This is a genomic window from Azohydromonas sp., from assembly GCF_035325925.1.
In the GTDB taxonomy this organism is placed as follows: domain Bacteria; phylum Pseudomonadota; class Gammaproteobacteria; order Burkholderiales; family Burkholderiaceae_C; genus Calidifontimicrobium.
In genome coordinates this window covers 17,395-41,480 of record NZ_DAOKZA010000024.1, presented here as the reverse complement: position 1 = coordinate 41,480, position 24,086 = coordinate 17,395, and the positions used below count along the sequence as shown (strand labels likewise).

The following is a 24,086-nucleotide window of genomic DNA, read 5'->3' as shown; positions in this document are numbered from 1 at the left end:
ACTGGCTCCACCACGCATCGCGCGACCCGCGACCGGTGAACCGGGCGGCTTCGAGCGGCCGCCGCGCAGCCGGCTTTGGCTGCGGCATCACATCGCTGCCGCGACGCGAGCCTGCGCCGAAGCGCAGGCGCCTTGCCGGTGCGCTGGCGCCGCCTGCTCGACGGGGAGCGCCGAAGGCGCTACAGGGGTGGTTCACCTCACGGCGCCCACGTCGGCTTGCGCCTGGCGATGAACGCGGCCGTGCCCTCGATGCCTTCGGCGCTGCCTGCCGAGCGCGAGAACACCGCCGCCGCCTCGCGCACCAGCTCGACCGGCGGCGTGAACCGTGCGCGCGCGAGCAGCGCCTTCGTCGCAGAGACCGCGCCGGGCGCGCAGCACAGGATCTCGCCGACGACGCGGTGCAACGCGGCGTCGACGCCGTCGGGCGCGTGCACTTCGTGCACCAGGCGCAGTGCCAGCGCCTGCCGCGCGTCGAGCGTGCCGCCGGTGACCGCCAGCCGCTTGGCCTCGGCGTAGCCCAGCCGCTCGACGAGGAACGCCGCGATCTGCGCCGGCACCACACCCAGCGAAGTCTCGGGCAGGCGGAACGTGGCCGTGTCGCTGGCGATCGCGACGTCGACGACGCAGGCCAGCCCGAAGCCACCGCCCATCACGGTGCCCTCGAGCACCGCGACGGTGGCCAGGCCGGTGTCGGCCCAGGCCACGCACAGCTCGCCGAACCTGGCGCTGATCTCGGCGATCGGGTCGGCGGCCGGCTCGAGCGGGCGCTTGTCGTCGTCGGGGCGCATCGCGCGCTGGCGCGCGGCGGCCATGTCGTTCAGGTCGGCGCCGGCGCAGAAGTGGCCGCCGGCGCCGCGCAGCACGAGCACGCGCACGTCGCCCGCCTGCTTCGCGTCGGCCAGCACGGTGCGCAGCTCGCGCACCATCGCCATCGTCATCGCGTTGCGCGAGCGCGGGCGGTTCAGCGTGACGTGCAGCACGCCGCCGTCGCGGCGCAGCGCCAGCGACTCGTACGCGTCGGCGTTCATGCGCCGCGGCCGGGCAGCGTGCCCTCGAGCTTGCAGATGATGCCCAGCATCACCTCGTCGGCGCCTCCGCCGATCGACACCAGCCGGCCGTCGCGGTAGGCCTGCGACACCGGGTTGTCCCAGGTGTAGCCCATGCCGCCCCAGTACTGCAGGCAGGCGTCGGCGACCTCGCGGCCAAGGCGCCCGCACTTGAGCTTGGCCATCGACGCGAGCCGCGTGACGTCCTTGCCGGCGACGTACATGTCGACGGCGCGGTAGGTGAGCGCGCGCAGCGCCTCGACTTCGGTGCGCAGCTCGGCGAGGCGGAAGTGGATCACCTGGTTGTCGAGCAGGCTCTTGCCGAAGGCCTTGCGCTCGCGCGTGTAAGCGATGGTCAGGTCAATCAGCCGGTCGAGGCCGCGCAGCGAACTGGCCGCGCCCCACAGCCGCTCCTCCTGGAACTGCAGCATCTGGAACGTGAAACCCAGCCCCTCCTGGCCGATCAGGTGGCGCCGCGGCACGCGCACGTCGTCGAAGAACAGCTGCGCGGTGTCCGAGCTCATCATGCCGATCTTCCTGATCTTGTGCTTCGTGATGCCGGACGCGTCCATCGGCACCACGATCAGGCTCTTGTTCTTGTGCGCCGGGCCGTCGCCGGTGTTGGCGAGCAGGCAGCACCAGTCGGCCTTCAGGCCGTTGGTGATCCACATCTTCGTGCCGTTGATCACGTAGTCGCCGCCGTCCTTGCGCGCGGTGGTCTTGATCGCCGCGACGTCGGACCCGCCGCCGGGCTCGCTGACGCCCAGGCACGACACCAGATCGCCGGCGATCGACGGGGCGAGGAACTCGCGGCGCAGGTCGTCGCTGCCGAAGCGCGCGAGCGCCGGCGTGGCCATGTCGGTGTGCACGCCGATGGCCATCGGCACGCCGCCGCAGGCGCAGGCGCCGAGCGCCTCGGCCATCACCATCGAGTAGCTGAAGTCGAGCCCGGCGCCGCCGTATTCCTCGGGGTACTTCAGCCCGAGCAGCCCCAGGTCGCCGAGCTTCTTGAACAGCGCGTGGCTCGGGAACTCCTCGGCCGCCTCCCAGGCGCTCACGTGCGGGTTGATCTCTTTCTCGACGAACCGGGTGACGGTGTCGTCGATCTGGCGGTGTTCGGCGGTGAACTGCATCGTGCTGCTCCGTTGGTCATGCTCCGAGCGCCTTCCAGCGCCCGCCGCGGCGTCCCCTCGAGGGGGAGGCGCCGAAGGCGCTTCGCGGGTGTCTCACATTCTCGCCACGCCGAAGGCGTTGGGGCGCAGCACGCGTCGCTCGGCCTCGGCGGCGATCGCCAGGCACAGCCCGAGCACGCGGCGCGTGTCGCGCGGGTCGATGATGCCGTCGTCCCACAGCCGCGCGGTGCCGAACAGCGCGGTCGACTCGTGGTCGAGGCGCTTGCGCAGCTGCTCGCTCATCGCGGCCAGTGCCTCGTCGTTGGCGGGCAGCCCCATGCGTTCGAGCTTGGCGCGGTTGACGATGTCCATCACCATCGCGGCCTGCGCGCCGCCCATCACCGCGGTGCGCGCGCTCGGCCAGGCGAAGATGAAGCGCGGGTCGAACCCGCGCCCGCACATGCCGTAGTTGCCGGCGCCGTACGAGCCGCCGAGCACGACGGTGAACTTGGGCACGCGCGCGTTGGCCACCGCCTGGATCATATTGCTGCCGTGTTTGATCGCGCCCTTGCGCTCGGCCTCGGAGCCGACCATGTAGCCGGTGGTGTTCTGCAGGAACACCAGCGGCGTTCCCGACTGGTCGGCGAGCTGCATGAACTGCGCCGCCTTCACCGAGCCCTCGGGCTGGATCGGGCCGTTGTTGCCGATCAGGCCCACCGGGTGGCCGTGGATGCGCGCGTGGCCGCACACGGTGTCGGCGCCGTAGAGCGCCTTGAACTCGAGGAAGTCGGAGCCGTCGACGAGGCGCGCGACGACCTCGCGGCAGTCGTAGGGGGCGCGCTCGTCGGCGGGCACGACGCCGATCAGCTCGTCGGCGGGGTACAGCGGCTCGTCGGCCGGCCGCGTTGGCGGCACCACGTCCCACGCCAGCTTGTCGAGCAGTTCGCGCGCGATCGCGATCGCGTGCGCGTCGTCGTCGGCGAGGTATTCGCCGAGGCCGGTGACCTCGGCGTGCAGCGCGGCGCCGCCCAGCTCGTCTTCGCTGGCGTCTTCGCCGATCGCGGCCTTGACCAGCGGCGGGCCGGCCAGGTAGATGCTGCTGCGAGCGCGCACCAGCACCACGTAGTCCGACAGCCCAGGCAGGTACGCGCCGCCGGCGGTGGACGCGCCGTGCACCACCGCGACCTGCGGGATGCCGGCCGCCGACAGCCGCGCCTGGTTGGCGAAGGTGCGCCCGCCGTCGACGAAGATCTCGGCCTGGTACATCAGGTTCGCGCCGCCCGACTCGACCAGTGCGATCAGCGGCAGCTTGTTCTCGGCGGCGATCTGCTGCGCGCGAAGCGCCTTCTTCAACCCCATCGGCGCGACGGTGCCGCCCTTGATGCCGCTGTCGCTGGCGGAGATCACGACGCGCTTGCCGGCCACCGTGCCGATGCCGACGATCGACCCGCCGCCGAGCACGCTCTTCTTGCCGTCGTCGTCGTGCATGCCCAGGCCGGCGAGCGGCGACAGCTCGAGGAAGTCGCTGCCGCGGTCGAGCAGGCGGGCGACGCGTTCGCGCGGCAGCAGCTGGCCGCGCTGTTCGAACTTCTCGCGCTTGCCGGCCGACTCGGCGACGACCTTCGCCTCGAGCGTGCGCACCTGGTCGAGCCGCTCGCGCATGCGCTGCGCGTTGGCGCGGAACGCCTCGCCCTTCGCGTCGAGCCGGGTCGCGATGGCCGGCATGGCCTCAGTCCGATCGACGCCGCCGCAGCCACGGCGCGTGCGGGCCGGCGGCCGCCGCGGATCCGGCATCGCCGGTTGGCTGGCGGCGCCCCCCTGGGGGGGTGGCGCCGAAGGCGCTTCGGGGCGGATTCACTTCAGCACTTCGGGCGTCACGGCGCGGTGGAACCCGTCGAACGGCACCGACCTCGCCTCGGAGCCGAGCGGGAAGATGTCGCCGCCCAGCGGCGCGCCGCCGTCGATCGGCAGCGTCACGCCGGTGATGAACGCCGCGCCGGGCGACAGCAGGAAGGCGATCGCCGCGCTGACCTCGGCCTCGAGCCCCATGCGGCGCAACGGCACGTGGTTCTTCAGCTTCGGGATGATCGCCTTCATCGCGCCGCCGTAGGTGTCCATGCCGCTGGAGGCGATCCAGCCGGGCGCCACCGCGTTGACCCGCACGCCGGCGTGCGCCCACTCGAATGCCGCCGTCATCGTCAGGTTGCTCATGCCGGCGCGTGCGGCGCCGCTGTGCGCCATGCCCGGCATGCCGTTGCGGAAGTCGGCCGTCATGTTGACGATCGCGCCGCCGTGGCGCTGCATGCTCTGCACGAACACCTCGCGCATCATCAGGAAGCCGCCGGTCAGGTTGCTCGCCACCACCGCGTCGAAGCCCTTCTTGCTGATCGCGAGCATCGGCGCGGGGAACTGGCCGCCGGCGTTGTTCACCAGGCCGGCGACGGGCCCGTGCTCGCCGACCACGCGCGCGACGCCGGCCTTCACCGCGTCCTCGTCGCGGATGTCGAAGGCGATCGTGTGGCAGCGCCCGCCGTCCTCGGCGATCTCGGCGGCGACGCGCGCGAGCTTGTCGGGCGTGCGCCCGCTGATCACGACGCGGGCGCCCAGCGACGCCAGCTCGTGCGCGACGCAGCGGCCGATGCCGCTGCCGCCGCCGGTGACCCAGTGCAGCTGACCGGCGAACAGGCCGGGGCGCAGCACGCTGCGGTAGCCGCCGGGGCGGTCGGTCGGGGTGGGCTCGGGCATCGTGGGATCGGGTCGGCGACGGGCGCCCGGGGCGCCGCTCGGGACGCCGCGGCCGGGGTGCGGTGGCGATTAGGCGTCAGGGTGACGTTAACGTCAACCCACTCCCCAATTGGGGATTACGCGCATGTCCTGGTGAGACGGCGGCAGTAGCATGGCCAGCCTTCTGCCATCCACGGAATGACTGCATGGACCTGCAAGCCTGCACCGAAGCCCTGCGCGCCAAGGTCGGCGATGCGAGCGGCCTGAACGCCACGCTGAAGTTCGACTGCGGCGACGACGGCATCGTCTTCGTCGACGGCAAGTCGATCCCGAACAGCGTAAGCAACGACGACAAGGACGCCGACTGCACCGTCGGCATCTCGCTGGACAACCTGACGGCGATGCTCGAAGGCGACCTCGAGCCGGCGACCGCCTTCATGACCGGCAAGCTCAAGGTCAGCGGCGACATGAGCGTCGCGCTCAAGCTGCAGCGCATCGTCTGAGCGCGGTGGCCGCACTCGACGCCGCGACCCGGCCGGCGCGCCGGCGCACCGGCGGCACCGCGCCGCCGACGGCGCAGGAGGTCGTCGCGTCGCACCGCGACGACGCCACCGGCGAGCTGTTCGGCATCGGCGAGCTGTGCGCCGAGTTCGGCATCTCGCCACGCGCGATCCGCTTCTACGAGGACAAGGGGCTGCTCGCGCCGCGCCGCGTCAACGGCACGCGCGTGTACACGCGGCGCGACCGCGCGCGGCTGGCGCTGATCCTGCGCAGCAAGGCGATCGGCGCGTCGCTCGCCGAGATCAAGCACTACCTCGACCTGTACGGCAACCGCGGCGAGGGCCGGGTGCAGCAGCTGCGCTACGTCATCGCGCGCACCGACGACGCGATCCGCGAGCTCGAGCGCAAGCGCGCCGCGATCGACGAGACGCTGGCCGAACTGCGGCTGATCAATGGCACGGCGCGCGAGCAGCTGAGCCAGAGGTGAGGTCCACGTGACGATCGCGGTCTTTGCGTCGCCGTGGATGAGCGACGAGCACCGCATGCTCGCCGACAGCGCGGCGCGCTTCTTTCGCGAGCGCTGGGTGCCGCAGGCGCCGGTCTGGCGCGACGCCGGCATCGTGCCGCGCGAATGCTGGCGCGAGGCGGGCGCCCAGGGGCTGCTGTGCGTGTCGACTCCCGAGGTCTGGGGCGGCGGCGGCGGCGACTTCGCGCACGAGGCGGTGATCATGATCGAGCAGGCGCGCTCGAACCTGTCGGGCTTCGGCGGCGCGCTGCACTCGGCGATCGTCGCGCCGTACATCCTGCACTACGGCAGCGACGAGCAGAAGCGCCGCTGGCTGCCGAGGATGGCCAGCGGCGAGCTGGTCGGCGCGATCGCGATGACCGAGCCCGGCACCGGCAGCGACCTGCAGGTGATCGCGACGATGGCGCGGCGCGACGGCGACGACTACGTGCTGACCGGCGCGAAGACCTTCATCACGAACGGCCAGCACGCCGACCTGATCGTCGTCGTCGCCAAGACCGACCGCGGCGCCGGCGCCAAGGGCACGTCGCTGCTGGTGCTCGAGACGGACGGCGCCGACGGGCAGCCGGTGCCGGGGTTCCGGCGCGGGCGCAGGCTCGACAAGGTGGGTCTCAGGGCGCAGGACACGAGCGAGCTGTTCTTCGACGGCGTGCGCGTGCCGGCGGCGAACCTGCTCGGCGGCCCGACCGGGCGTGAGGGGCAGGGCTTTGTCCAGCTGATGGAGCAGCTGCCGCAGGAGCGGCTGATCATCGCGGTACAGGGCGTCGGCGCGATGGAAAGGGCGCTGGCCGAGACGCTGGCCTACGTGAAGCAGCGCCGGGCCTTCGGCCGCGCGATCTGGGACTTCCAGAACACCCGGTTCAAGCTCGCCGAGGTGCAGGCCGCGGTGCTGGCCACGCGCGCCTTCGTCGACGCGTGCATCGTCGCGCACCTGAACGGCGAGCTCGACGCCGCGCGCGCCGCGCTGGCCAAGGCCTGGGTCAGCGAGCAGCAGTGCAAGGTGATGGACGAGTGCCTGCAGCTGTTCGGCGGCTACGGTTACATGATGGAATACCCGATCGCCGAGCTGTACGTCGATGCGCGCGTGCAGCGCATCTACGGCGGCACCAACGAGATCATGAAGGAACTCGCCGCGCGTTCGATGTGAGCGCCGGCGCGGGAGCACCACGATGAGCGAGGCCTACATCTACGACCACGTGCGCACGCCGCGCGGCAGGGGCAAGAAGGACGGGTCGCTGCACCAGGCCACGCCGGTGTGGCTGCTGCGCACGCTGCTCAAGGCACTGCAGTCGCGCCACGAGCTCGACACGTCGCTCGTCGACGACGTCGTGCTCGGCTGCGTGACGCCGGTGGGCGAGCAGGGCGCCGACATCGCGCGCACCGCGGTGCTCGACGCCGAGTGGGCCGAGAGCTGCGCGGGCGTCACGCAGAGCCGCTTCTGCGCCTCGGGGCTGGAGTCGGTGAACCTGGCCGCAGCGAAGGTGATGACCGGCTGGGAAGACCTGGTGGTCGCCGGCGGCATCGAGAGCATGAGCCGCTGGACGATGGGCAGCGACGGCGGCGCCTGGTTCATGGACCCGCGCATCAACACCAAGCTCGGCTTCGTGCCGCAGGGCGTCGGCGCCGACCTCATCGCGACGCTGGAGGGTTTCACGCGCGGCGACGTCGACGCCTTCGCGGTGCGCTCGCACCGGCGTGCCGCGGCGGCGCGCGAGGCCGGGCACTTCTCGCGCTCGATCGTGCCGGTCCACGACATCGCAGGCCTGCTGATGCTCGCCGAGGACGAGACCATCCGCCCGGGCACGAACGTCGATGCGCTGGCCAAGCTCGAGCCGAGCTTCGCGATGATGGGACAGATGGGCTTCGACGCCACCGCGCTGCGCAGGTACACCACCGTCGAGCGCATCGAGCACGTGCACCACGCCGGGAACTCGTCGGGCATCGTCGACGGTGCGGCGCTGATGCTCGTCGGCTCGAAGGCCGGGGGCGTCAAGGCGGGGCTGAAGCCGCGCGCGCGCATCCGCTCTGCGGCCGTCATCGGCTCGGAGCCGACGATCATGCTCACCGGGCCGACGCCGGCGTGCCGCAAGGCGCTGGCGAAGGCCGGCATGCAAGCCAAGGATGTCGACCTGTGGGAGGTCAACGAGGCCTTCGCGGTGGTGCCGATGAAGACCGCGCGCGACCTCGGCGTCGATCTGGACCGCGTCAACGTCAACGGCGGCGCGATCGCGATGGGCCACCCGCTGGGAGCGACCGGCTGCGTGATCCTCGGCACGCTGCTCGACGAACTCGAGCGCCGCGGCCTGGCCACCGGCTGCGCGACGCTGTGCGTCGGCGGCGGCATGGGCATCGCGACGATCATCGAAAGGGTGTGACCATGACGAGCGAAGCGATCACGCTCCAGATCGGCGCCGACGGCATCGCCGTCGCGACGATGGACCTGCCGGGCCGGCCGATGAACGTCGTCGGCGACGAGTTGATGACGGCGCTCGCCCACGTCGTCGAGCGCGTTGCCAGTGACGAGGCCATCAAGGGCCTCGTGCTGACCTCGGGCAAGGCCGACTTCTGCGCCGGCGGCGACCTCGACCGCATGTCGAAGTGGCAGGAGCCGCGCGAGCCCTTCGAAGCGTCGATGGCGATGAAGGCCGTGCTGCGGCGCATGGAGACGATGGGCAAGCCGGTGGTCGCCGCGATCGGCGGCCACGCGCTGGGTGGCGGGCTCGAGATCGCGCTGGCGTGCCACGCGCGCATCGTGCTCGACGACCGCAAGCTCAAGCTCGGCCAGCCCGAGGTCAAGCTGGGCCTGCTGCCCGGCGGCGGCGGCACGGTGCGGCTGCCGCGGCTGGTGGGCATCCAGGCGGCGCTGCAGATCATGGCCGAGGGCCACGACGTCGCGCCGGCCAAGGCGCTGGGCATGGGGCTCGTGACCGAGCTCGCGAAGGACCGCGACGAGCTGCTCGCCAAGGCGCGGGCCTGGTGCCTCGCGCACCCGAAGGCGAAGCAGCCGTGGGACGAGTCGAAGTTCCGCTTCCCCGGCGGCGATTCGCGCTCGCCGGCGGTGGCGCAGATGTGGTCGATCGGGCCGTCGGTGGCCGCGGCGAAGAGCTACGGCAACTACCCGGCGGTCACGCACATCATGTCGAGCGTGTTCGAGGGTGGCCTGCTCGGCTTCGACGCCGCGAGCGCGGTCGAGAGCCGCTACTTCGCGGCCTGCGCGATGACGCAGGAAAGCCGCAACATGATCGGCACGCTGTGGTACCAGTTCAACGCGATCAAGAAGGGCGCGTCGCGGCCTCCGAAGGTGCCGCCGTCGGAGGTGAAGAAGCTCGGCGTGCTCGGTGCCGGGATGATGGGCGCCGGCATCGCCTACGTGTCGGCGAAGGCCGGCATCGACGTGGTGCTGCTCGACACGTCGACCGAGCTCGCCGACAAGGGCAAGGCGTACTCGCAGGGACTGCTCGACAAGGCGGTCAGGAAGGGCCGCACGACCGCCGACAAGCGCGACGCGCTGCTCGCGCGCATCCGCCCGACGGCGTCGTACGACGACCTGACCGGCTGCGACCTCGTGATCGAGGCCGTGTTCGAGGACCGCGCGATCAAGGCCGACGCGACGAAGAAGACCGAGGCGGTGATCGGCGCCGACGCCGTCTTCGCGAGCAACACCTCGACGCTGCCGATCACCGGGCTGGCGCAGGCGAGCCGTCGGCCGGCGCAGTTCGTCGGGCTGCACTTCTTCAGCCCGGTCGACAGGATGCCGCTGGTGGAGATCATCGTCGGCGACAAGACTTCCGACGAGACGCTGGCGCGCGCCTTCGACTACGTGCTGCAGATCGGCAAGACGCCGATCGTCGTCAACGACCGCCGCGGCTTCTACACCTCGCGGGTGTTCGCCACCTACGTGATGGAAGGCATCGCGATGCTCAGGGAGGGCGTGCACCCGCGCCACGTCGAGCAGGCCGGGCTCCAGGCCGGCATGCCGATGCCGCCGCTGGCGCTGCAGGACGAGGTCAGCCTGAGCCTGTCGCTGCACGTGATCGAGCAGACGAAGAAGGACCTCGCCGCCGCCGACGAGCTGTACCGCGCGCACCCGGGCGAGGAGGTGATCCGTCAGCTATGCGAGCTCGGCCGCGTCGGCAAGAAGGCCGGCCGCGGCTTCTACGACTACGACGACGACGGCAAGCGGCTGTGGCCGGGGCTGGCCGAGATGTACCCACCGGCGGCCGAGCAGCCGCCGCAGCGCGAGCTGATCGACCGGCTGATGATCGTGCAGGCCAACGAGGCGGCGCGCTGCCTGCAGGAGGGCGTGCTGCGCTCGGTGGCCGACGGCAACATCGGCTCGATCTACGGCTGGGGCTTCGCGCCGTTCCACGGCGGCGCGCTGCAGTACGTCAACGCGATGGGGCCGAAGGCCTTCGTCGCGAGGGCGCGCGAGCTCGCCGCGGTGCACGGTGCGCGCTTCGAGCCCGCGGCGATCGTCGTCGAGCTCGCCGAGTCGGGGCGCACCTTCGCCGACTGAACCCGGCGCGGCGGCGAGGTGGGCGCGCGCGAACGCTTCGACCGCGTCGACGCGCTGCGCGGCGCCGCGATGCTGTGGATGGCGGCGTTCCACTTCGTGTTCGACCTGAACCACTTCGGCCTGCTCGAGCCGCGGCAGGACTTCTACCGCGACGCGCTGTGGACGACGCAGCGCACCGCGATCGTCAGCCTGTTCCTGTTCACCGCCGGCGTCGGACAGGCGCTGGCGCTCGACGCCGCCCAGCCGGCGGCGCGCTTCTGGCGGCGCTGGGCGCAGATCGCCGGCTGTGCGGCGCTGGTGTCGGCCGCATCGGCGCTGATGTTCCCGGCCAGCTGGATCAGCTTCGGGGTGCTGCACGGCATCGCGCTGATGCTGGTGATCGCGCGCTTCGCCGCACCGCTGGGCGTCTGGTTGTGGCCGCTGGGGCTCGCGGCGCTGCTGCTGCCGCTGTTCGTCGCGCACCCGGTGTTCGACTCGCGCTGGACGAACTGGGTCGGACTGGTCACGCGCAAGCCGGTGACGGAAGACTACGTGCCGCTGCTGCCCTGGCTGGGCGTGATGCTGTGGGGGCTGGCCGCGGGGCAGTGGTTGCTGGCCCACCGCCGTGCGCTGCTGCGCGGTGCGCTGCCGCGCGCCGCGGCGCCGCTGGCGGCGCTCGGGCGCTGGCCGCTGGCGTTCTACATGCTGCACCAGCCGGTGCTGATCGGCGCGATCGTCGGCTGGCAGGCGCTGCGCTGAGCTCGCGGCGGCGCCAGGGCCTGCCGACGCGGGCGTGACATCGTTCACGCCGTCGCGCGCCGAACTGGGGTGCGAACACCCCTCAAGTCCGCCGATCGCCGGCCGATACCTCCGTCAAGCCATCTCGTACCGCGGGGGCCGTCATGTTCCAGCCGATCCAGCCGCCATCACCCACCGGACTCTCGTTGACCGCCGTCGCCGCGGCCACGCGCTCGGTCGCGCAGGTCGCGCCGGTGGCGCCGGTCAGCGCGGTGCGCTCGGCCACTGCCGACGAACGCCCGACCAGGCCGGTGACGCCACTGTCGATGTCGCTGCACCTGATGCGCGTGCCGGCGTCGCGCCTGGCCGACGTCTACGCCGAGATGCGCTCGCTGGCCGGCGAGTCGCCGGCCACGCGCTTCGACCACGCGCCCGACGCCGCCGCCGCCCGGCTGCACCTGCGCGCCTGATCACCGGCGGCGCGCGTCGTCGCCGCCGCCCGGCCCCACGGCAGGGGCAAGTCCGCCGGCCGGCGCGCGCCGGCACAATGTCGCCACCGACCACCACGAGGAGCGGCACATGCAAGGCGACGCCCAGGTCATCGCGCACCTCAACGCCCAGCTCAAGCTCGAGCTCACCGCGATCAACCAGTACTTTCTGCACGCGCGCATGCTGAAGAACTGGGGCTTCGAGCGCATGGCCAAGCACGAGTACGACGAGTCGATCGAGGAGATGAAACACGCCGACCGGCTGATCGAACGCGTGCTGCTGCTCGAGGGCCTGCCCAACCTGCAGGACCTCGGCAAGTTGCTGATCGGCGAGAGCGCCGTCGAGACGCTGCACTGCGATCTGCAGGCCGAGCAGACCTCGCACGCGCACCTGAAGCAGGCGATCGCGCACTGCGAGGGCGTGCGCGACTACGTCAGCCGCGATCTGCTCGCGGACATCCTGGCCGACACCGAGTCGCACATCGACCACCTCGAGACGCAGATCGCGCTGGTGGCCCGCGTCGGCGAGGCGAACTTCCTGCAGTCGCAGCTGGGAGACCGCTGAGCCCCGGCGCCGCGGCTACCATCGCCGCATGGCGCCTTCCAGGGTTCTGTACGGTTTCCACGCCGTCGGCGTGCGGCTGAAGACCGCTCCCGACAGCGTGCTCGAGGTGCACGTCGACGCGACGCGCCGCGACGCGCGCATGCGCCAGCTCGTGCAGCGCGCCCGCGACGCCGGCGCGAAGCTCGTCGACAGCGACGAGACCCAGCTCACGCGCCTGGCCGGCAACCCGCGCCACCAGGGCGTGGCGGCGCGTGTGAAGCCGCTGCCGCAGGTGCACTCGCTCGACGACCTGCTCGACGCCGTGCAGGGCCCGCCACTGGTGCTCGCGCTCGACGGCGTCACCGACCCGCACAACCTCGGCGCCTGCCTGCGCGTGGCCGACGGCGCCGGCGTGCACGCGGTGATCGCGCCGAAGGACCACGCGGTGGGCCTCAACGCGACGGTGGCCAAGGTCGCCAGCGGCGCCGCCGAGACCGTGCCGTACCTGATGGTGACCAACCTCGCGCGCGCGCTGAACGAACTGAAGGAGCGGTCGGTGCGCGTCGTCGGGCTGGCCGACGACGCCGAACTGACGCTGCACGAGGCCGACCTGGCGGGGCCGCTGGCGCTGGTGCTCGGCGCCGAGGGGCCGGGCATGCGAGCGCTCACGCGCAAGACCTGCGACCTGCTGGTGCGCATCCCGATGAAGGGCGCGGTCGAGAGCCTGAACGTGTCGGTCGCGGCCGGCATCTGCCTGTACGAGGCGGTGCGCCAGCGTGGCTGAGGCGCCGGACCCCGTCGCCCTCGCCGCCGTGCGTGCGCACGTCGACGCGGCGCGCCGCGTGTGCGTGCTCACCGGCGCGGGCATGAGCGCCGAGAGCGGCATCGCGACCTTCCGCGACCCCGCCACCGGACTGTGGTCGAAGTTCGACCCCGCGGTGCTCGCCAGCGTCGAGGGCTTTCGCGCGCAGCCGCAGCACGTGTGGGACTGGTACGCCCAGCGGCGCGAGGGCATGCGCCGCGCGCGGCCCAACGCCGGGCACCTGGCGCTCGCCGCGTTCGGCCGCCAGCGCCCCGGCGTGCTGACGGTGGTCACGCAGAACGTCGACGACCTGCACCAGCGCGCCGGGTGGCCCGAGACGATCCGCCTGCACGGCGACATCCTCGCCGCCCGCTGGCTGACCCCGTGCCCGCGCGGCAAGGCCTGCGACCCGGCGGCCGCGGCGGTGGGCCGCCCGCCGCGCTGCGCCGAGTGTGGCAACCTGGTGCGGCCCGACGTGGTGTGGTTCGGCGAGATGCTGCCCGAACGCGCGGTCGACGCCGCCGAACACGCGGCACGACGTTGCGACCTGATGCTCGTCGTCGGCACCTCGGGCGCCGTGTGGCCGGCCGCCGGGCTGGCGCACACCGCGCGCCGTGCCGGTGCGCGCGTGGCCATCGTCAACCCGGACGACAGCGAGATCGACGACGAGGCGCACTGGGTGCTGCGCGGGACCGCGGCGACGCTGCTGCCGCCGCTGCTCGATACTCGCCGCTGACCGCCACCGCGAGCCCGGCCCGCCATGCCCGTCATCGAAGTCAAGCACCCGCTCGTGCAGCACAAGGTCGGCCTGCTGCGCGAGGCCGGCGTCAGCACGAAGAAGTTCCGCGAGATCACCGGCGAACTGGCCGCGCTGCTCGCCTACGAGGCCACCGCCGACTTCCCGCTCGAGCCGCGGCGCATCGCGTGCTGGAGCGGCGAGACCGACGTGCAGCAGATCGCCGGCAAGAAGGTCACCGTCGTGCCGATCCTGCGTGCCGGGCTGGGCATGCTCGACGGCGTGCTGCAGATGGTGCCCAACGCAAAGATCAGCGTCGTCGGGCTGAGCCGCAACCACGACACGCTGCAGCCCGAGCACTACTTCCAGAAGTTCGTCGGCCACCTCGACGAGCGCACCGCGCTGATCGTCGACCCGATGCTGGCCACCGCCGGCTCGATGATCGCCACCGTCGACCTGCTGAAGTCGCGCGGCTGCCGCGACATCCGCGCGCTGGTGCTGGTGGCTGCGCCCGAGGGCATCGCCGCGCTCGAGCGCGCGCACCCCGAGGTGCGCTGCTGGACGGCGGCCGTCGACGACCACCTCGACGAGCACGGCTACATCATCCCCGGACTGGGCGACGCCGGCGACAAGATCTTCGGCACCAAGGACGGGTGAGTCGGACCACCCCCGAAGCGCCTGCGGCGCTGCCCCCTCCAGGGGGCGCCGCCGGCGCACCGGCGCAGCCGGATGCGCGGCGATCGCTTCACGAGTCGGCGATGCATGCACGGCGCCGCCGCGGCATCCTGGCGCTGTTCGCGTCGACCTTCTTTGAGCTGACGGGTTTCTTCATGTTCGCGCCGCTGCTGCTGTTCACGCTGAAGGCGCAGGGGCTGGCGACCGCGCAGGTCGGGCTGTTCAGCGCGCTGCTGTGGGGCGGGGTGGCGGTGGCGACGCCGTTCGCCGCGCTGTGGGTGCGCTGGCTCGGGCGGCGGCGCGCGCTGGTCGCCAGCGTCGCGCTGCCGCTGGCGACGCTGCTGGGCATCACGCTGAGCACCTCGGTCGTGCTGTGGGCGCTGCTGTACGCGGCGGCGGGCGTCGGCGCGGCGCTGCGCTGGATCGTCGCCGAGGCCACGGTGGCCGAGCTGGCGCCGCCGCACCGGCGCGGCCGGGTCGTCGGCCTGTTCGAGACCATGGTCGGGCTCACCTTCGTGCTCGGCCCGGCGCTGCTGGCCGCGCTCGGCGCCGAAGACGAGGCGGCCGAGCACTCGCGCTGGGTCGCGGTGGCGCTGGTCGCGGTCGGCTTCGTGTGCAGCCTGGCGCTGCCGCCGCTGGCGACGTCGGCGCACGACCGCGCGACGCGGCTGGGCTGGCGCGGCGTCGTCGACGCCCTGCGCGCCGCGCCGGCGGTGATGGTCGCCGGGCTGGCCGGCGGATTCTTCGAGAGCGGGCTGGCCGGCGTGCTGCCGCTGTACGGGCTGGCGATGGGGTTCGGCGCGGCGGTGTCGGCGCTGCTGGTGTCGGCCAGCGGCCTGGGCGGCACGCTGGCGATGCTGCCTCTGGGCGAGCTCGCCGACCGGCTGCCGCGGCGCGCCGTCGCGCTGGGCTGCGCGGCGGCGACGCTGGCAGCGACGCTGGCGCTGCCGCTGGCCGCCGGCCACGCGGCGCTGGCGGCGACGGTGGCCTTCGTCTGCGGCGGCGCCGGTGGGGCGCTGTACACGCTGGCGATGATCGAGATCGGCGACCGCCACCAGGGCACCGCGCTGGTCAACGCCACCGCGGTGCTGGTGCTGTCGTACACGGGGGGCGCGATGCTGTCTCCGGCGCTGGGCGCGGCAGCGCTGCAGTGGTCGCCGCAGTGGGGTTTCGCCGGCGTGCTGGCGGCGGTGGCGGTGGCGGCGCTGTTCGCGCTGGCGCGGCGCTGAGGGCATGCCGCGCCGCGACCGGCGCCTTGCCTATCATCGGCGCGCGGCGCGGGTGCGTCGCCGGGGGCGTCATCACATGCCGTTGCGTCATGTCACCGACCGCGTCGTCGCGACGGCCCGCGCGCCGGGCGCGCGGTCACGATCGTCGAAGGGCCTCGTCGCCGCGCTCGCCCTGGCGCTGGGCGCATGCGCCGGCGCGCCGCCGACCGCGTCGCTGGCCGTGCGCGCCGACCGCGTGATCGACGACGCCGTCACCGGCCACGGCCTGTCGGGCGCCTTCGTGCTGATGCGCGACGGTCGCGTCGTGCACGAGCGCGCCGTCGGGCTGGCGCAGCGCGACCCGGACCGGCCGTTCACGGTCGACACGCCCAGCGACGGCGGATCGATGGCCAAGACGCTGACCGCCGCGGCGCTGTGGGAACTGGCCGCCGACGGCCGCGTGTCGCTCGACGACGCCGTCACGCGCCACCTGCCCGAGTACCCCTACGCGGGGCAGACGCTGCGCGACCTGCTGACCCACCGCAGCGGCCTGCCCGACTACGGCCTGTTCGAGCCGGAACTGCGCGCGCGCAGCGAACTGCACACGCCGGACCTGCTGCGCCTGACCGCGCAGCGCCAGCCGCAGCCGCGGCGGCCGCCGGGCGTGCGCGTCGAGTACGCGAACCTCGGCTTCGACGCGGCGGCGCTCGTCGTCGAGCGCGTGACCGGGCAGCCGATCGCGCGCTGGTGGCAGCAGCGCTACTTCACGCCGCTCGGACTCGACGGCATGTTCGCGCGGCCGGCACGCTTCGCCGACTTCCCGGTGCCGCGCACCGTCGGCTACCGGCGCGACGCCGACGGGCGCTGGCAGCCGTTCGACGCCTTCGACGGCGAGGGTTTCGTCGGCGGCTCCAACGTGCACGCGAGCGCGCGCGCCTGGGCGCGCTGGGGCGACGCCTTCGCGCGCGGCCGCGTGATGGCGCCCGAGCGGCTGCAGCGCGGCCTGCGCGAGGCGATGTTCGTCAGCGGGTTGCCCGAGGCGCTGACGATGCTCAGCTGGTACTGCGACGCGCCGCGCCGCCGCTGCCACTACAGCGGTCAGTACAAAGCCTTCTACGCGCACGTCTGGTGGGATCGCGAGCGGCGCGAGGTCGTCGCCTGGGTCGGCAACAGCCTGCTGCCACCGTGGCACTGCGAGCAGATCACGCGCGACCTCGTGGACGTGCTGGCCGGCCGCGACCCGGCGCCGGAGCGCACGCCGGCGCCGCTGGCACTGCCGCGCGCGCAGCGGGCGGCGCTGGCCGGCGACTACCGTTCGCCGACGCTGGGCGCGCTGCAGTGGACCGCGCACGACGGCGGCGCGACGCTGCGCGTCGGCGAAGGCGAGGCGGCGTCGGCGTTCGCGGTCGACCGCGGCACCTTCTACGTGCCGACGCTGGGGCTGTGGCTGAGGTTCTCCGGCACGCCCGACGCGCCGACGCTGCACCTGCGTTCGATGTTCGGCACCGCCGAGGCGACCCGCGAGGCCGCGCCGCGCCGCTGAGCCCGTGGCCGTGCGGCGGGTTCGCACGGGCCGCCCACGGCTCAGCGGCGCAGGCGCATCGCGCGCGTCAGCTCGTCCCACCAGTAGCGCACGAAGCTGCGCAGCACGCCGCGGTCGGGCTGCGCCGGTCGGCCGCGCGCCAGCCGCTCGATCTGCTGGTAGTACCAACCCTGCGCGCCGAGCACGTTGACCATCTTCAGCGCCAGCCACGGGCTGGCCGGCGAGCGCCAGCCCTGCGCGGCCAGATGCAGGCGCTGCTCGTAGGCCGGCAGGCGGTCGATGCGCCGCTCCAGCAGTTGCCGCACGCAGTCGGGATGCGTGCACAGCGGCCGCGCGACGCCGATCACGTCGAGCGCGCCCGACGCGAGCGCCGCCTCCATGCCGGCGCGCGAACGAAAACCGCCGGTGACCATCAGCGGCATCGTCGCCACCGCGCGGATCGCCTCGGCGTAGGCGAGGAAGTAGGCCTCGCGCACGCGCGTGCTGGCGCGCACCGCCACCGCGTCGGCGCTGCGGCCCTCGACGCCGAGCAGGCGCGGCTGCTCGTAGGTGCCGCCGGAGATCTCGAGCAGGTCGACGCCTTCGTCGTTGAGCCGCTCGACCACCTGCAGACAGTCGGCGTGGCTGAAGCCACCGCGGCGGAAGTCGTCGGAGTTGAGCTTGACCGACACCGCGAAATCCGCGCCGACCTGCGCGCGCACCGATCGCACGCAGTCGAGCAGCAGGCGCGCGCGGTTGCCGATGCCGCCGCCCCAGCGGTCGTCGCGGCGGTTGGTCAGCGGCGACAGGAAGCTGCTGATCAGGTAGCCGTGCGCGGCGTGCACCTGCACGCCGGTGAAGCCGCACTCCTGCGCGATGCGCGCCGCCGCGCCGAAGCGCCGCACGATGTCGACGATCTCGGCGTCGCCGAGCGCGCGCGGGGTCTTGTAGTTGCCCAGCAGGTCGAGCTTCACTGCCGAGGGCCCGACCGGCTGGCGGGTCGCGTAGCGCGGCGACTGCCGACCCGCGTGGCTGAGTTGCATCCACAGTTGCGCGCCGCCGGCCGTGCCCGCCTGCGCCCACGCGCGCAGGCGATCGCGCGCGGGCGCGTCGACGCAGGGCGGGTGACGCACGTCGATCGCCACGTTGCCCGGCCGCTCGATCACGTGGCGGTCGACCATCACGTTGCCGGTGATGTTCAGGCCGACGCCGCCGTCGCCCCAGGCCGCGTACAGGCGCGCGTGCTCGGGCGTGGCGCGCAGCGCGGCGTCGCCCAGGCCCTCGGTCATCGCCGCCTTGCCCAGCCGGTTGCGCAGCACGACGCCGCAGGGCAGCGTCAACGGCTGGGCCAGCGGATCGGACGGCGGCGTCGCCATCGGCGGGGCCGGGCTGCGCTGCGGTGACGCCGTGGACAGCGCTTCAGCCGTCGCGCGGCCGCTGCGCGATCACGGTGACGAAGCGCTTGACCGTGCCGCCCGCCGCGTCGAAGGCCTGCTCGCGGTCGTGGCGCAGCGTCCAGCCGGCGAAGGCGCGGCGTAGTTCGTCGGCCGGCAGCAGGCAGTGCGCGCCGTCGCCGAACGGCTCGAGCCAGGTCGTGCCTGCGACCAGCACGTTGACCACCGCGACGCCGCCCGGGCGCACCGCGGCCAGCAGCCTCGCGAGCTGGCCCCGCGCCGTCGCGCAGTCGAAGAACATCAGCAGGCCGATCGCGACCACCGCGTCGAAGGCCGCGGGCGGCGGCGCGTAGCCGGCCAAGTCCGCCTGTTCGGCGCGCAGCGGCAGCGACCGCGCCGCCGCGACGGCGCGCAGGTGCTCGATCGCCGCCGGGCTGGCGTCGAGCGCGAGCACCGAGCAGCCGCGTTCGGCGGCGGCCAGCGCCAGGTTGCCCAGGCCGCAGCCGGCGTCGAGCACGTCGCCGCGCAGGTGCGGCAGCGCCTCGCGCTCGAACGGGTTGAGCTCGAAATCGCGCTGCCGCACCTGGCGCCGGAACTGCGCGTCGAAGAAGCTCACACTGGGCGCAGCGGGGTCCATCGGACGAGATTGTGGACCCGTGCGCAGGGGGTGACCAGGGCGACCGGGAAGGTGCGCGCCGGGCGACGCGGTGCGCGGCCGGGGCAGACGACACGCGATCGGTGCCATGATGTCCGATGTCGGCAGCGCCGGCCGTCGACGCCTCGAGCCGCGGGAGGACCCGATGGACACGACATCGCGAGCGATGCGGCGCATCGCGCAGGGCAGTGCCGCCGTCGCGCTCGCGCTGGCGGGCTCGGTTGCGCCGGCGGCCGACGACCTCACGCGCGCCGAGCGCCTGTTCGCCCGGCACTGCGCCGTGTGCCACGGCGTCGACCGCGGCGGCTACATCGGCCCGGCACTGCACCGCGACGGCACGCGGCTGAGCGCGGCGCAGGTCGTCGCGCGCATGCGCGCCGGCGCCGCGAACACGCTGATGCCGTCGCACCCGACCTGGGGCGGCACGCTGGGGTCGCGCGACCGCGAACTCCTCGCGGCGCTGATCACCGGGCAGCCGAAGTCGGCGCCGACCTGGACGATCGACGACGTGCGCCGCTCGCTGGTCGTGCAGGTGGCCGACGAGTCGACGCTGCCGGCGCGCCCGACGTCGAGGATCGGCGACGTCGACGACCTGATGGCGGTGATGGTGCGCGGCCGCCACGCCGCAGCCCCCGGGGCGCGTGTCGTGTTCTTCGACGCGCGCACGCACGACAAGGTGGGCGAGGTGCGCACCGACTGGGCGCCGCACCTGATGGACTTCCACCCGCGCCAGCCGCGCTGGGCCTACGTGCGCGACGACATGGGCTGGGTCTACAAGGTCGACCTGTACACGCTGAAGGCGGTGCGCAAGGTGCGCGCCGGGCTCAACGGGGCGTCGCTGGCGGTGTCGCGCGACGGACGCTACGTCGCCGCCGGTTCGTACGTGCCGCACGCGCTGGTGATCCTCGACGCCGAGTCGCTCGAACCCGTCAAGCTGTTCGAGCTGCGCGGCAGCGACCCCGACGGGCGGCAGGTCGAGTCGGACGCGGGCATGCTCGTCGCGACGCCGTACGCCGACGTGTTCGTCGTCGCGCTCGAGCAGGCCGGGCAGGTGTGGGTGGTCGACCTGGCGCGCGGCGACTTCCCGGTCACCGCGATCGAGAAGGTCGGCCGTCATCTGCACGACGGCTTCCTGTCGCCCGACGGGCGACAGGTGGTGGTCGCCTCGTACGACGACGACGTCGTCGCGGTGATCGACCTCGCCGAAAGGCGCGTCGTGCGCGGCATCGAGGCCGGCTGCCAGCCGCATGTCGGATCGGGTGCGGTGGTGCGGTCCCGCGGGCGCATGCTCGGCGCGGTGACGAACATCGGCGCGCGGCCCTGCGCGCACGAGGTGACGGTGTTCGACATGGAGCGCCACGAGGTCGTCAAGCGCATCCCGGTGATCGGACCCACCGAGTCGCCGGCGGCGCATCCGAAGGCGCCGTACATCGTCGTCGACATCGTCGGCACCGGCCCGAACGCCGACAAGATCCAGTTCATCGACAAGCAAACCCTCGAGGTCGTGCGCACCGTCACGGTGCCCGGCACTTTCGGCCACTCGCACTTCCCCGAGTACACCGCCAGCGGCGACCACCTGTACGTCAGCTCGCGCGCCGGCGGCGACACGAGCCTGGGGCGCGAGGCGGGCCGGCTGGCGATCTACGACTCGCGCTCGCTGACGCTGGTGAAGACCGTGCCGCTCGAGGTGCCGGCCGGCGTGTTCTCGCACCTGCGTTCGCGGGCGGTGGCCGTCGGCGTCGAGCCGCAGGCGCCGCCGCGCAAGTGACCGGACCGCGCGGCGCGCTCAGGCGCGCGCGCGTGCGCCCGATCGCCGCTGCGCCCACGCGCTGAGCGCGATCGCCGCGGCCATCCAGCCCAGCCCGATCAGGTGCAGGCCGCCGTAGATCGTCGCGCCGCTGGCGCCGGCGGCCTCGCGCGCGGCCACCAGCGCACCGCCGCCGGCCGCGCCGACCGCCTGGCCGAGGTAGATCGCCGAGGTGTTCAGCGCCAGCAGCGCCGGCGCCAGCGCCGGCGCCGCGCCGCCCAGGCGCGCCTGCTGCGCCGAGTTCGACGCGAAGCAGCCCAGCGCCCAGGGCACCAGCACCGCCGCCATCGCCGCCGCGCTGCCGGCCAGCGGCCACAGCAGCAGCGACAGCGCGATGCACGCCAGCGTCCAGAACACCGCGCGCGCGGCGCCGAAGCGGTCGATCCAGCGCGACAGCGCGACGTTGCCGACCAGGCCGAACGCGCCGAAGCAGAAGAACAGCGCGCTGACCTCGGTCGGCCCGGCGCCCAGCGCCTGGCGGAAGTACGGCGCGTAGTAGGTGAACACCGTGAACTGGCCGGCGCCCGACATCGCGGTGACGAGCACGATGGCCATCAGCACCGGGTGCGTGAACACCTCGCGCCACGAGCGCAGCGACAGCGCCGGCGGGCGCACGCCGGCGGGCATCGCGCGCCACAGCCACCACGCCGCGCCGGCGGCGAGCAGCGCCACCAGCGCGAAGGCCCAGCGCCAGCCGAACGCCTCGCCGATGTAGCTGTGCACCGGCATGCCGATCACCGAGGCCACCGACCAGCCGAGGAAGATGAAGGTGATCTCGCGCCCGCGCGCCTCGGGCGGCGCCATCGCGCCGATCGCCGCCGCGGCCTGCGGCGTGAACACCGCCGCCGCGAGCACCGAGGCGGCGCGCAGCGGCAGCAGCGCCGCGTAGTCGGGCGCCAGCGCGCTGGCCGCGTGGCCGACCGCATACCACGCCAGCGCCGCCACCAGCAGCACGCGGCGGTCCCAGCCGCCGATCACCGCGGCGAGCACCGGCGCGCCGACGGCCATCACCGCGGCGCCGACGGCGATCAGCTGCCCGCCCAGCGCGACGCTGACCTGCAGCGAGCGCACCAGGTCGTTGAGCGAGCCGGCGGCGACCATCACGCCGCAGCCGATCGCGAAGTTGCCCGCCAGCAGCGCCCAGCGCGTGGCCGCCAGGCGCGGCGGCGCGGTCACCGCAGCACCTTCAGCGCGTCCGGGTTGACGATGTTCGTCGGGCGGTTGGAGATGAAGTTGACGACGTTGTCGAACGCGGCGCCGAAGTACGTCTCGTAGGCCTCGGCCTCGACGAAGCCGATGTGCGGCGTGCACACCGCGTTCTCCAGCCGCAGCAGCGGGTGGCCCTGCAGGATCGGCTCGGTCTCGAACACGTCGATCGCCGCCAGCCCGGGGCGGCCCTTGTTCAGCGCCGACACCAGCGCGCCGTCGGCCACCAGTTCGGCGCGCGAGGTGTTGACGAACAGCGCCGTGGGCTTCATGCGCGCCAGGTCGTCGAGGCCGACGACGGCGCGTGTCGCGTCGACCAGCCGCAGGTGCAGCGACAGCACGTCGCTGGTCTCGAAGAACGCCTCGCGCGACGTCGCCGCCGCGTGGCCGTCGGCCGCCGCCTGCGCGCGCGAGGCCTCGGTGCCCCAGACCTGCACCTGCATGCCGAAGGCGCGCCCATAGCCGCACACCAGCCGGCCGATCCTGCCGTAGCCCCAGACGCCCAGCGTCTTGCCGCGCAGCACCTGGCCGAGGCCGAAGTTCGGCGGCATCGACGCGGCCTTCAGTCCCGACTGCTGCCACGCGCCGTGCTTGAGGTTGCCGATGTACTGCGGCAGCCGGCGCATCGCGGCCATGATCAGCGCCCAGGTCAGCTCGGCCGGCGCCACCGGCGAGCTCGCGCCCTCGGCCACCGCGATGCCCAGCCGCGTGCAGGCCTCGAGGTCGATGTGCGAGCCCACGCGCCCGGTCTGCGAGATCAGCTTGAGCTTGGGCAGCTTCTCCAGCAGCTGGCGCGGGAAGTGCGTGCGTTCGCGGATCAGCACCAGCACGTCGGCGTCGCGCAGGCGCACCGACAGCTGGCCGATGCCTTTGACCGTGTTCGTGAAGACCTTCGCGTTGTACGGCTCGAGCTTGGTGGCGCAGCGCAGCTTGCGCACCGCGTCCTGGTAGTCGTCGAGGATGATGATGTTCATGACCGCGGCGATTGTCGCCGCAGCGGGCGACTTCGGACCGCTGCCGACGTCGGCCCTTGCCTTTTGTGCGCTCGCTGGATTGCGCCCGTTGGCGCGTCGCGGCGGGCGGCACCCGCTGCGGGCTCACCCTGTGACGGTCGGCCTGGCAGGCCGACTTCGCTGCGCTGCTCGGCCCGGGGTCGCGCGGCCGAACTCGCTACGCTGCCTGCGGTCGCTTCGCTCGGACCACGTCCGCGAGTCAGTTCACGAAGCGTGCACGGGCTCGCCGTGGCTGTGCTCGGCCGTGTCGCAGAGCGGCATGTGCCCACCGGCGCAAGCCAATGACGTGCTCATCCGGCCGTCGAGATCGACAGCGGGCCGCCCTCGGCTGGTCGCTGCCGCCCTGGGCGCCGAACGGCCGAGCCTGCGGTCTCAGCCGTCGAGCGGCATCAGGCCCGAGCGCGGCGAGCGTGTCGGGAAGTGGCGGTTCAACTGCGCGAGCCGCTGCTCGGCGACGAACTGGCTGTGCTGCAGCGAGACCACGTGGTACAGCGCGGCGCGCAGGTGCCACAGTTCGCGCAGCGAGCGTGCGGTGTTGATGCGCATCAGCAGCGTGCCGGCCTGGACGCTGGCCGCGTCGTCGATGCAGGCGGCGAACTCGCGTCGCACCGGGTCGAGCGTGTCCGCGGCGCCGGCCAGCGGCGCGTCGCCGCGCAGCCAGCCGTGCAGGCGCGACCACCAGGCGCCCCGCGACGTCGGCGGGCAGACCTCGATGCGGCTGTGCAGGCCGGTGGGCGTGCCGCTGGCGCGCTGCGTCGACGGCGAGGAGGGGCTGCGCGAAGGGAACATGGCGGCGGTATCGGCGCTCGCGTGGCTGGGCTGAAGCCGATCTTCGGCGCTCGCCGGCCGTGCGGATCGCACGAACAGCACGGCGGGGGTGCGGCAATTCGTCAC

The 24,086-nt window shown here is 73.2% G+C and carries 23 protein-coding genes; 14 read left to right on the top strand and 9 right to left on the bottom strand.

Annotated features, from left to right (window positions below; all coding sequences use genetic code 11):
- Positions 1-197 precede the first annotated feature (197 nt).
- The 4 genes from PKC53_RS10810 to PKC53_RS10795 all read right to left on the bottom strand — a co-directional run bounded on the left by PKC53_RS10810 (position 198) and on the right by PKC53_RS10795 (position 4,903).
- Positions 198-1,028 (bottom strand): enoyl-CoA hydratase-related protein, encoded by an 831-nt coding sequence (locus tag PKC53_RS10810; protein ID WP_324428489.1) that lies wholly within the window; start codon positions 1,026-1,028, stop codon positions 198-200.
- On the bottom strand, positions 1,025-2,179 hold the full coding sequence (locus PKC53_RS10805) for an acyl-CoA dehydrogenase family protein (RefSeq protein ID WP_324428488.1): 1,155 nt from the start codon (positions 2,177-2,179) through the stop codon (positions 1,025-1,027). The genes PKC53_RS10810 and PKC53_RS10805 overlap by 4 nt, the downstream gene beginning before the upstream one ends.
- Before the next feature lie 93 nt (positions 2,180-2,272).
- Complete coding sequence (locus PKC53_RS10800) at positions 2,273-3,883, bottom strand: carboxyl transferase domain-containing protein (protein WP_324428487.1); 1,611 nt, start codon at positions 3,881-3,883, stop codon at positions 2,273-2,275.
- Positions 3,884-4,012: 129 nt separating this feature from the next.
- A complete protein-coding gene (locus PKC53_RS10795; protein WP_324428486.1) occupies positions 4,013-4,903 on the bottom strand; it encodes an SDR family oxidoreductase in 891 nt (296 codons plus the stop codon).
- 185 nt (positions 4,904-5,088) lie between these two features.
- On the opposite strand from PKC53_RS10795, the gene PKC53_RS10790 reads away from it, so the two are divergent.
- From PKC53_RS10790 to PKC53_RS10730, 13 genes are all read left to right on the top strand, one after another.
- Positions 5,089-5,385 carry an SCP2 sterol-binding domain-containing protein gene (locus PKC53_RS10790; protein WP_324428485.1) on the top strand — a complete coding sequence of 99 codons (297 nt, stop codon included), beginning with the start codon at positions 5,089-5,091 and terminating at the stop codon, positions 5,383-5,385.
- Between the two features lie 5 nt (positions 5,386-5,390).
- The gene (locus tag PKC53_RS10785; RefSeq protein ID WP_324428484.1) at positions 5,391-5,870 is read left to right on the top strand and encodes a MerR family DNA-binding transcriptional regulator; all 480 of its coding nucleotides are present in this window, start codon (positions 5,391-5,393) and stop codon (positions 5,868-5,870) included.
- 7 nt (positions 5,871-5,877) lie between these two features.
- Complete coding sequence (locus PKC53_RS10780) at positions 5,878-7,056, top strand: acyl-CoA dehydrogenase family protein (protein ID WP_324428483.1); 1,179 nt, start codon at positions 5,878-5,880, stop codon at positions 7,054-7,056.
- Positions 7,057-7,078: 22 nt separating this feature from the next.
- On the top strand, positions 7,079-8,284 hold the full coding sequence (locus PKC53_RS10775; RefSeq protein WP_324428482.1) for an acetyl-CoA C-acetyltransferase: 1,206 nt from the start codon (positions 7,079-7,081) through the stop codon (positions 8,282-8,284).
- A 2-nt stretch (positions 8,285-8,286) separates the two neighbouring features.
- Positions 8,287-10,425, top strand: coding sequence for a 3-hydroxyacyl-CoA dehydrogenase NAD-binding domain-containing protein (locus PKC53_RS10770; protein ID WP_324428481.1), 2,139 nt, complete (start codon positions 8,287-8,289; stop codon positions 10,423-10,425).
- A gap of 69 nt (positions 10,426-10,494) precedes the next feature.
- Positions 10,495-11,163 (top strand): heparan-alpha-glucosaminide N-acetyltransferase, encoded by a 669-nt coding sequence (locus tag PKC53_RS10765; RefSeq protein ID WP_324428499.1) that lies wholly within the window; start codon positions 10,495-10,497, stop codon positions 11,161-11,163.
- A gap of 185 nt (positions 11,164-11,348) precedes the next feature.
- The gene (locus PKC53_RS10760) at positions 11,349-11,612 is read left to right on the top strand and encodes a hypothetical protein (protein ID WP_324428480.1); all 264 of its coding nucleotides are present in this window, start codon (positions 11,349-11,351) and stop codon (positions 11,610-11,612) included.
- 109 nt (positions 11,613-11,721) lie between these two features.
- Complete coding sequence (gene bfr / locus PKC53_RS10755; RefSeq protein ID WP_324428479.1) at positions 11,722-12,195, top strand: bacterioferritin; 474 nt, start codon at positions 11,722-11,724, stop codon at positions 12,193-12,195.
- A 28-nt stretch (positions 12,196-12,223) separates the two neighbouring features.
- On the top strand, positions 12,224-12,958 hold the full coding sequence (rlmB, locus tag PKC53_RS10750; RefSeq protein WP_324428478.1) for a 23S rRNA (guanosine(2251)-2'-O)-methyltransferase RlmB: 735 nt from the start codon (positions 12,224-12,226) through the stop codon (positions 12,956-12,958).
- Positions 12,951-13,712 (top strand): NAD-dependent deacylase, encoded by a 762-nt coding sequence (locus PKC53_RS10745; protein WP_324428477.1) that lies wholly within the window; start codon positions 12,951-12,953, stop codon positions 13,710-13,712. The genes rlmB and PKC53_RS10745 overlap by 8 nt, the downstream gene beginning before the upstream one ends.
- A gap of 24 nt (positions 13,713-13,736) precedes the next feature.
- Positions 13,737-14,369, top strand: coding sequence for a uracil phosphoribosyltransferase (gene upp / locus PKC53_RS10740; protein ID WP_324428476.1), 633 nt, complete (start codon positions 13,737-13,739; stop codon positions 14,367-14,369).
- Between the two features lie 101 nt (positions 14,370-14,470).
- The gene (locus PKC53_RS10735; RefSeq protein WP_324428475.1) at positions 14,471-15,616 is read left to right on the top strand and encodes an MFS transporter; all 1,146 of its coding nucleotides are present in this window, start codon (positions 14,471-14,473) and stop codon (positions 15,614-15,616) included.
- A 76-nt stretch (positions 15,617-15,692) separates the two neighbouring features.
- Positions 15,693-17,138 carry a serine hydrolase domain-containing protein gene (locus PKC53_RS10730; RefSeq protein ID WP_324428474.1) on the top strand — a complete coding sequence of 482 codons (1,446 nt, stop codon included), beginning with the start codon at positions 15,693-15,695 and terminating at the stop codon, positions 17,136-17,138.
- Between the two features lie 41 nt (positions 17,139-17,179).
- Here PKC53_RS10730 and PKC53_RS10725 read toward each other — a convergent pair whose 3' ends face one another.
- A complete protein-coding gene (locus PKC53_RS10725; protein WP_324428473.1) occupies positions 17,180-18,493 on the bottom strand; it encodes an NADH:flavin oxidoreductase/NADH oxidase family protein in 1,314 nt (437 codons plus the stop codon).
- 43 nt (positions 18,494-18,536) lie between these two features.
- A complete protein-coding gene (locus PKC53_RS10720; RefSeq protein WP_324428472.1) occupies positions 18,537-19,148 on the bottom strand; it encodes a class I SAM-dependent methyltransferase in 612 nt (203 codons plus the stop codon).
- 163 nt (positions 19,149-19,311) lie between these two features.
- Between PKC53_RS10720 and PKC53_RS10715 the strand changes: the two genes are divergently transcribed.
- Entirely contained in the window at positions 19,312-20,934 is a 1,623-nt protein-coding gene (locus PKC53_RS10715) for a cytochrome D1 domain-containing protein (protein ID WP_324428471.1), read from the top strand.
- Between the two features lie 18 nt (positions 20,935-20,952).
- On the opposite strand, the gene PKC53_RS10710 is transcribed toward PKC53_RS10715, so the two are convergent.
- The 3 genes from PKC53_RS10710 to PKC53_RS10700 all read right to left on the bottom strand — a co-directional run bounded on the left by PKC53_RS10710 (position 20,953) and on the right by PKC53_RS10700 (position 23,981).
- The gene (locus tag PKC53_RS10710) at positions 20,953-22,149 is read right to left on the bottom strand and encodes an MFS transporter (protein ID WP_324428470.1); all 1,197 of its coding nucleotides are present in this window, start codon (positions 22,147-22,149) and stop codon (positions 20,953-20,955) included.
- Positions 22,146-23,153 carry a D-2-hydroxyacid dehydrogenase family protein gene (locus PKC53_RS10705; protein ID WP_324428469.1) on the bottom strand — a complete coding sequence of 336 codons (1,008 nt, stop codon included), beginning with the start codon at positions 23,151-23,153 and terminating at the stop codon, positions 22,146-22,148. The genes PKC53_RS10710 and PKC53_RS10705 overlap by 4 nt, the downstream gene beginning before the upstream one ends.
- 411 nt (positions 23,154-23,564) lie before the next feature.
- Positions 23,565-23,981, bottom strand: a complete 417-nt coding sequence (locus PKC53_RS10700; protein ID WP_324428468.1) for a hypothetical protein — start codon at positions 23,979-23,981, stop codon at positions 23,565-23,567.
- Between the last annotated feature and the right edge of the window lie 105 nt (positions 23,982-24,086).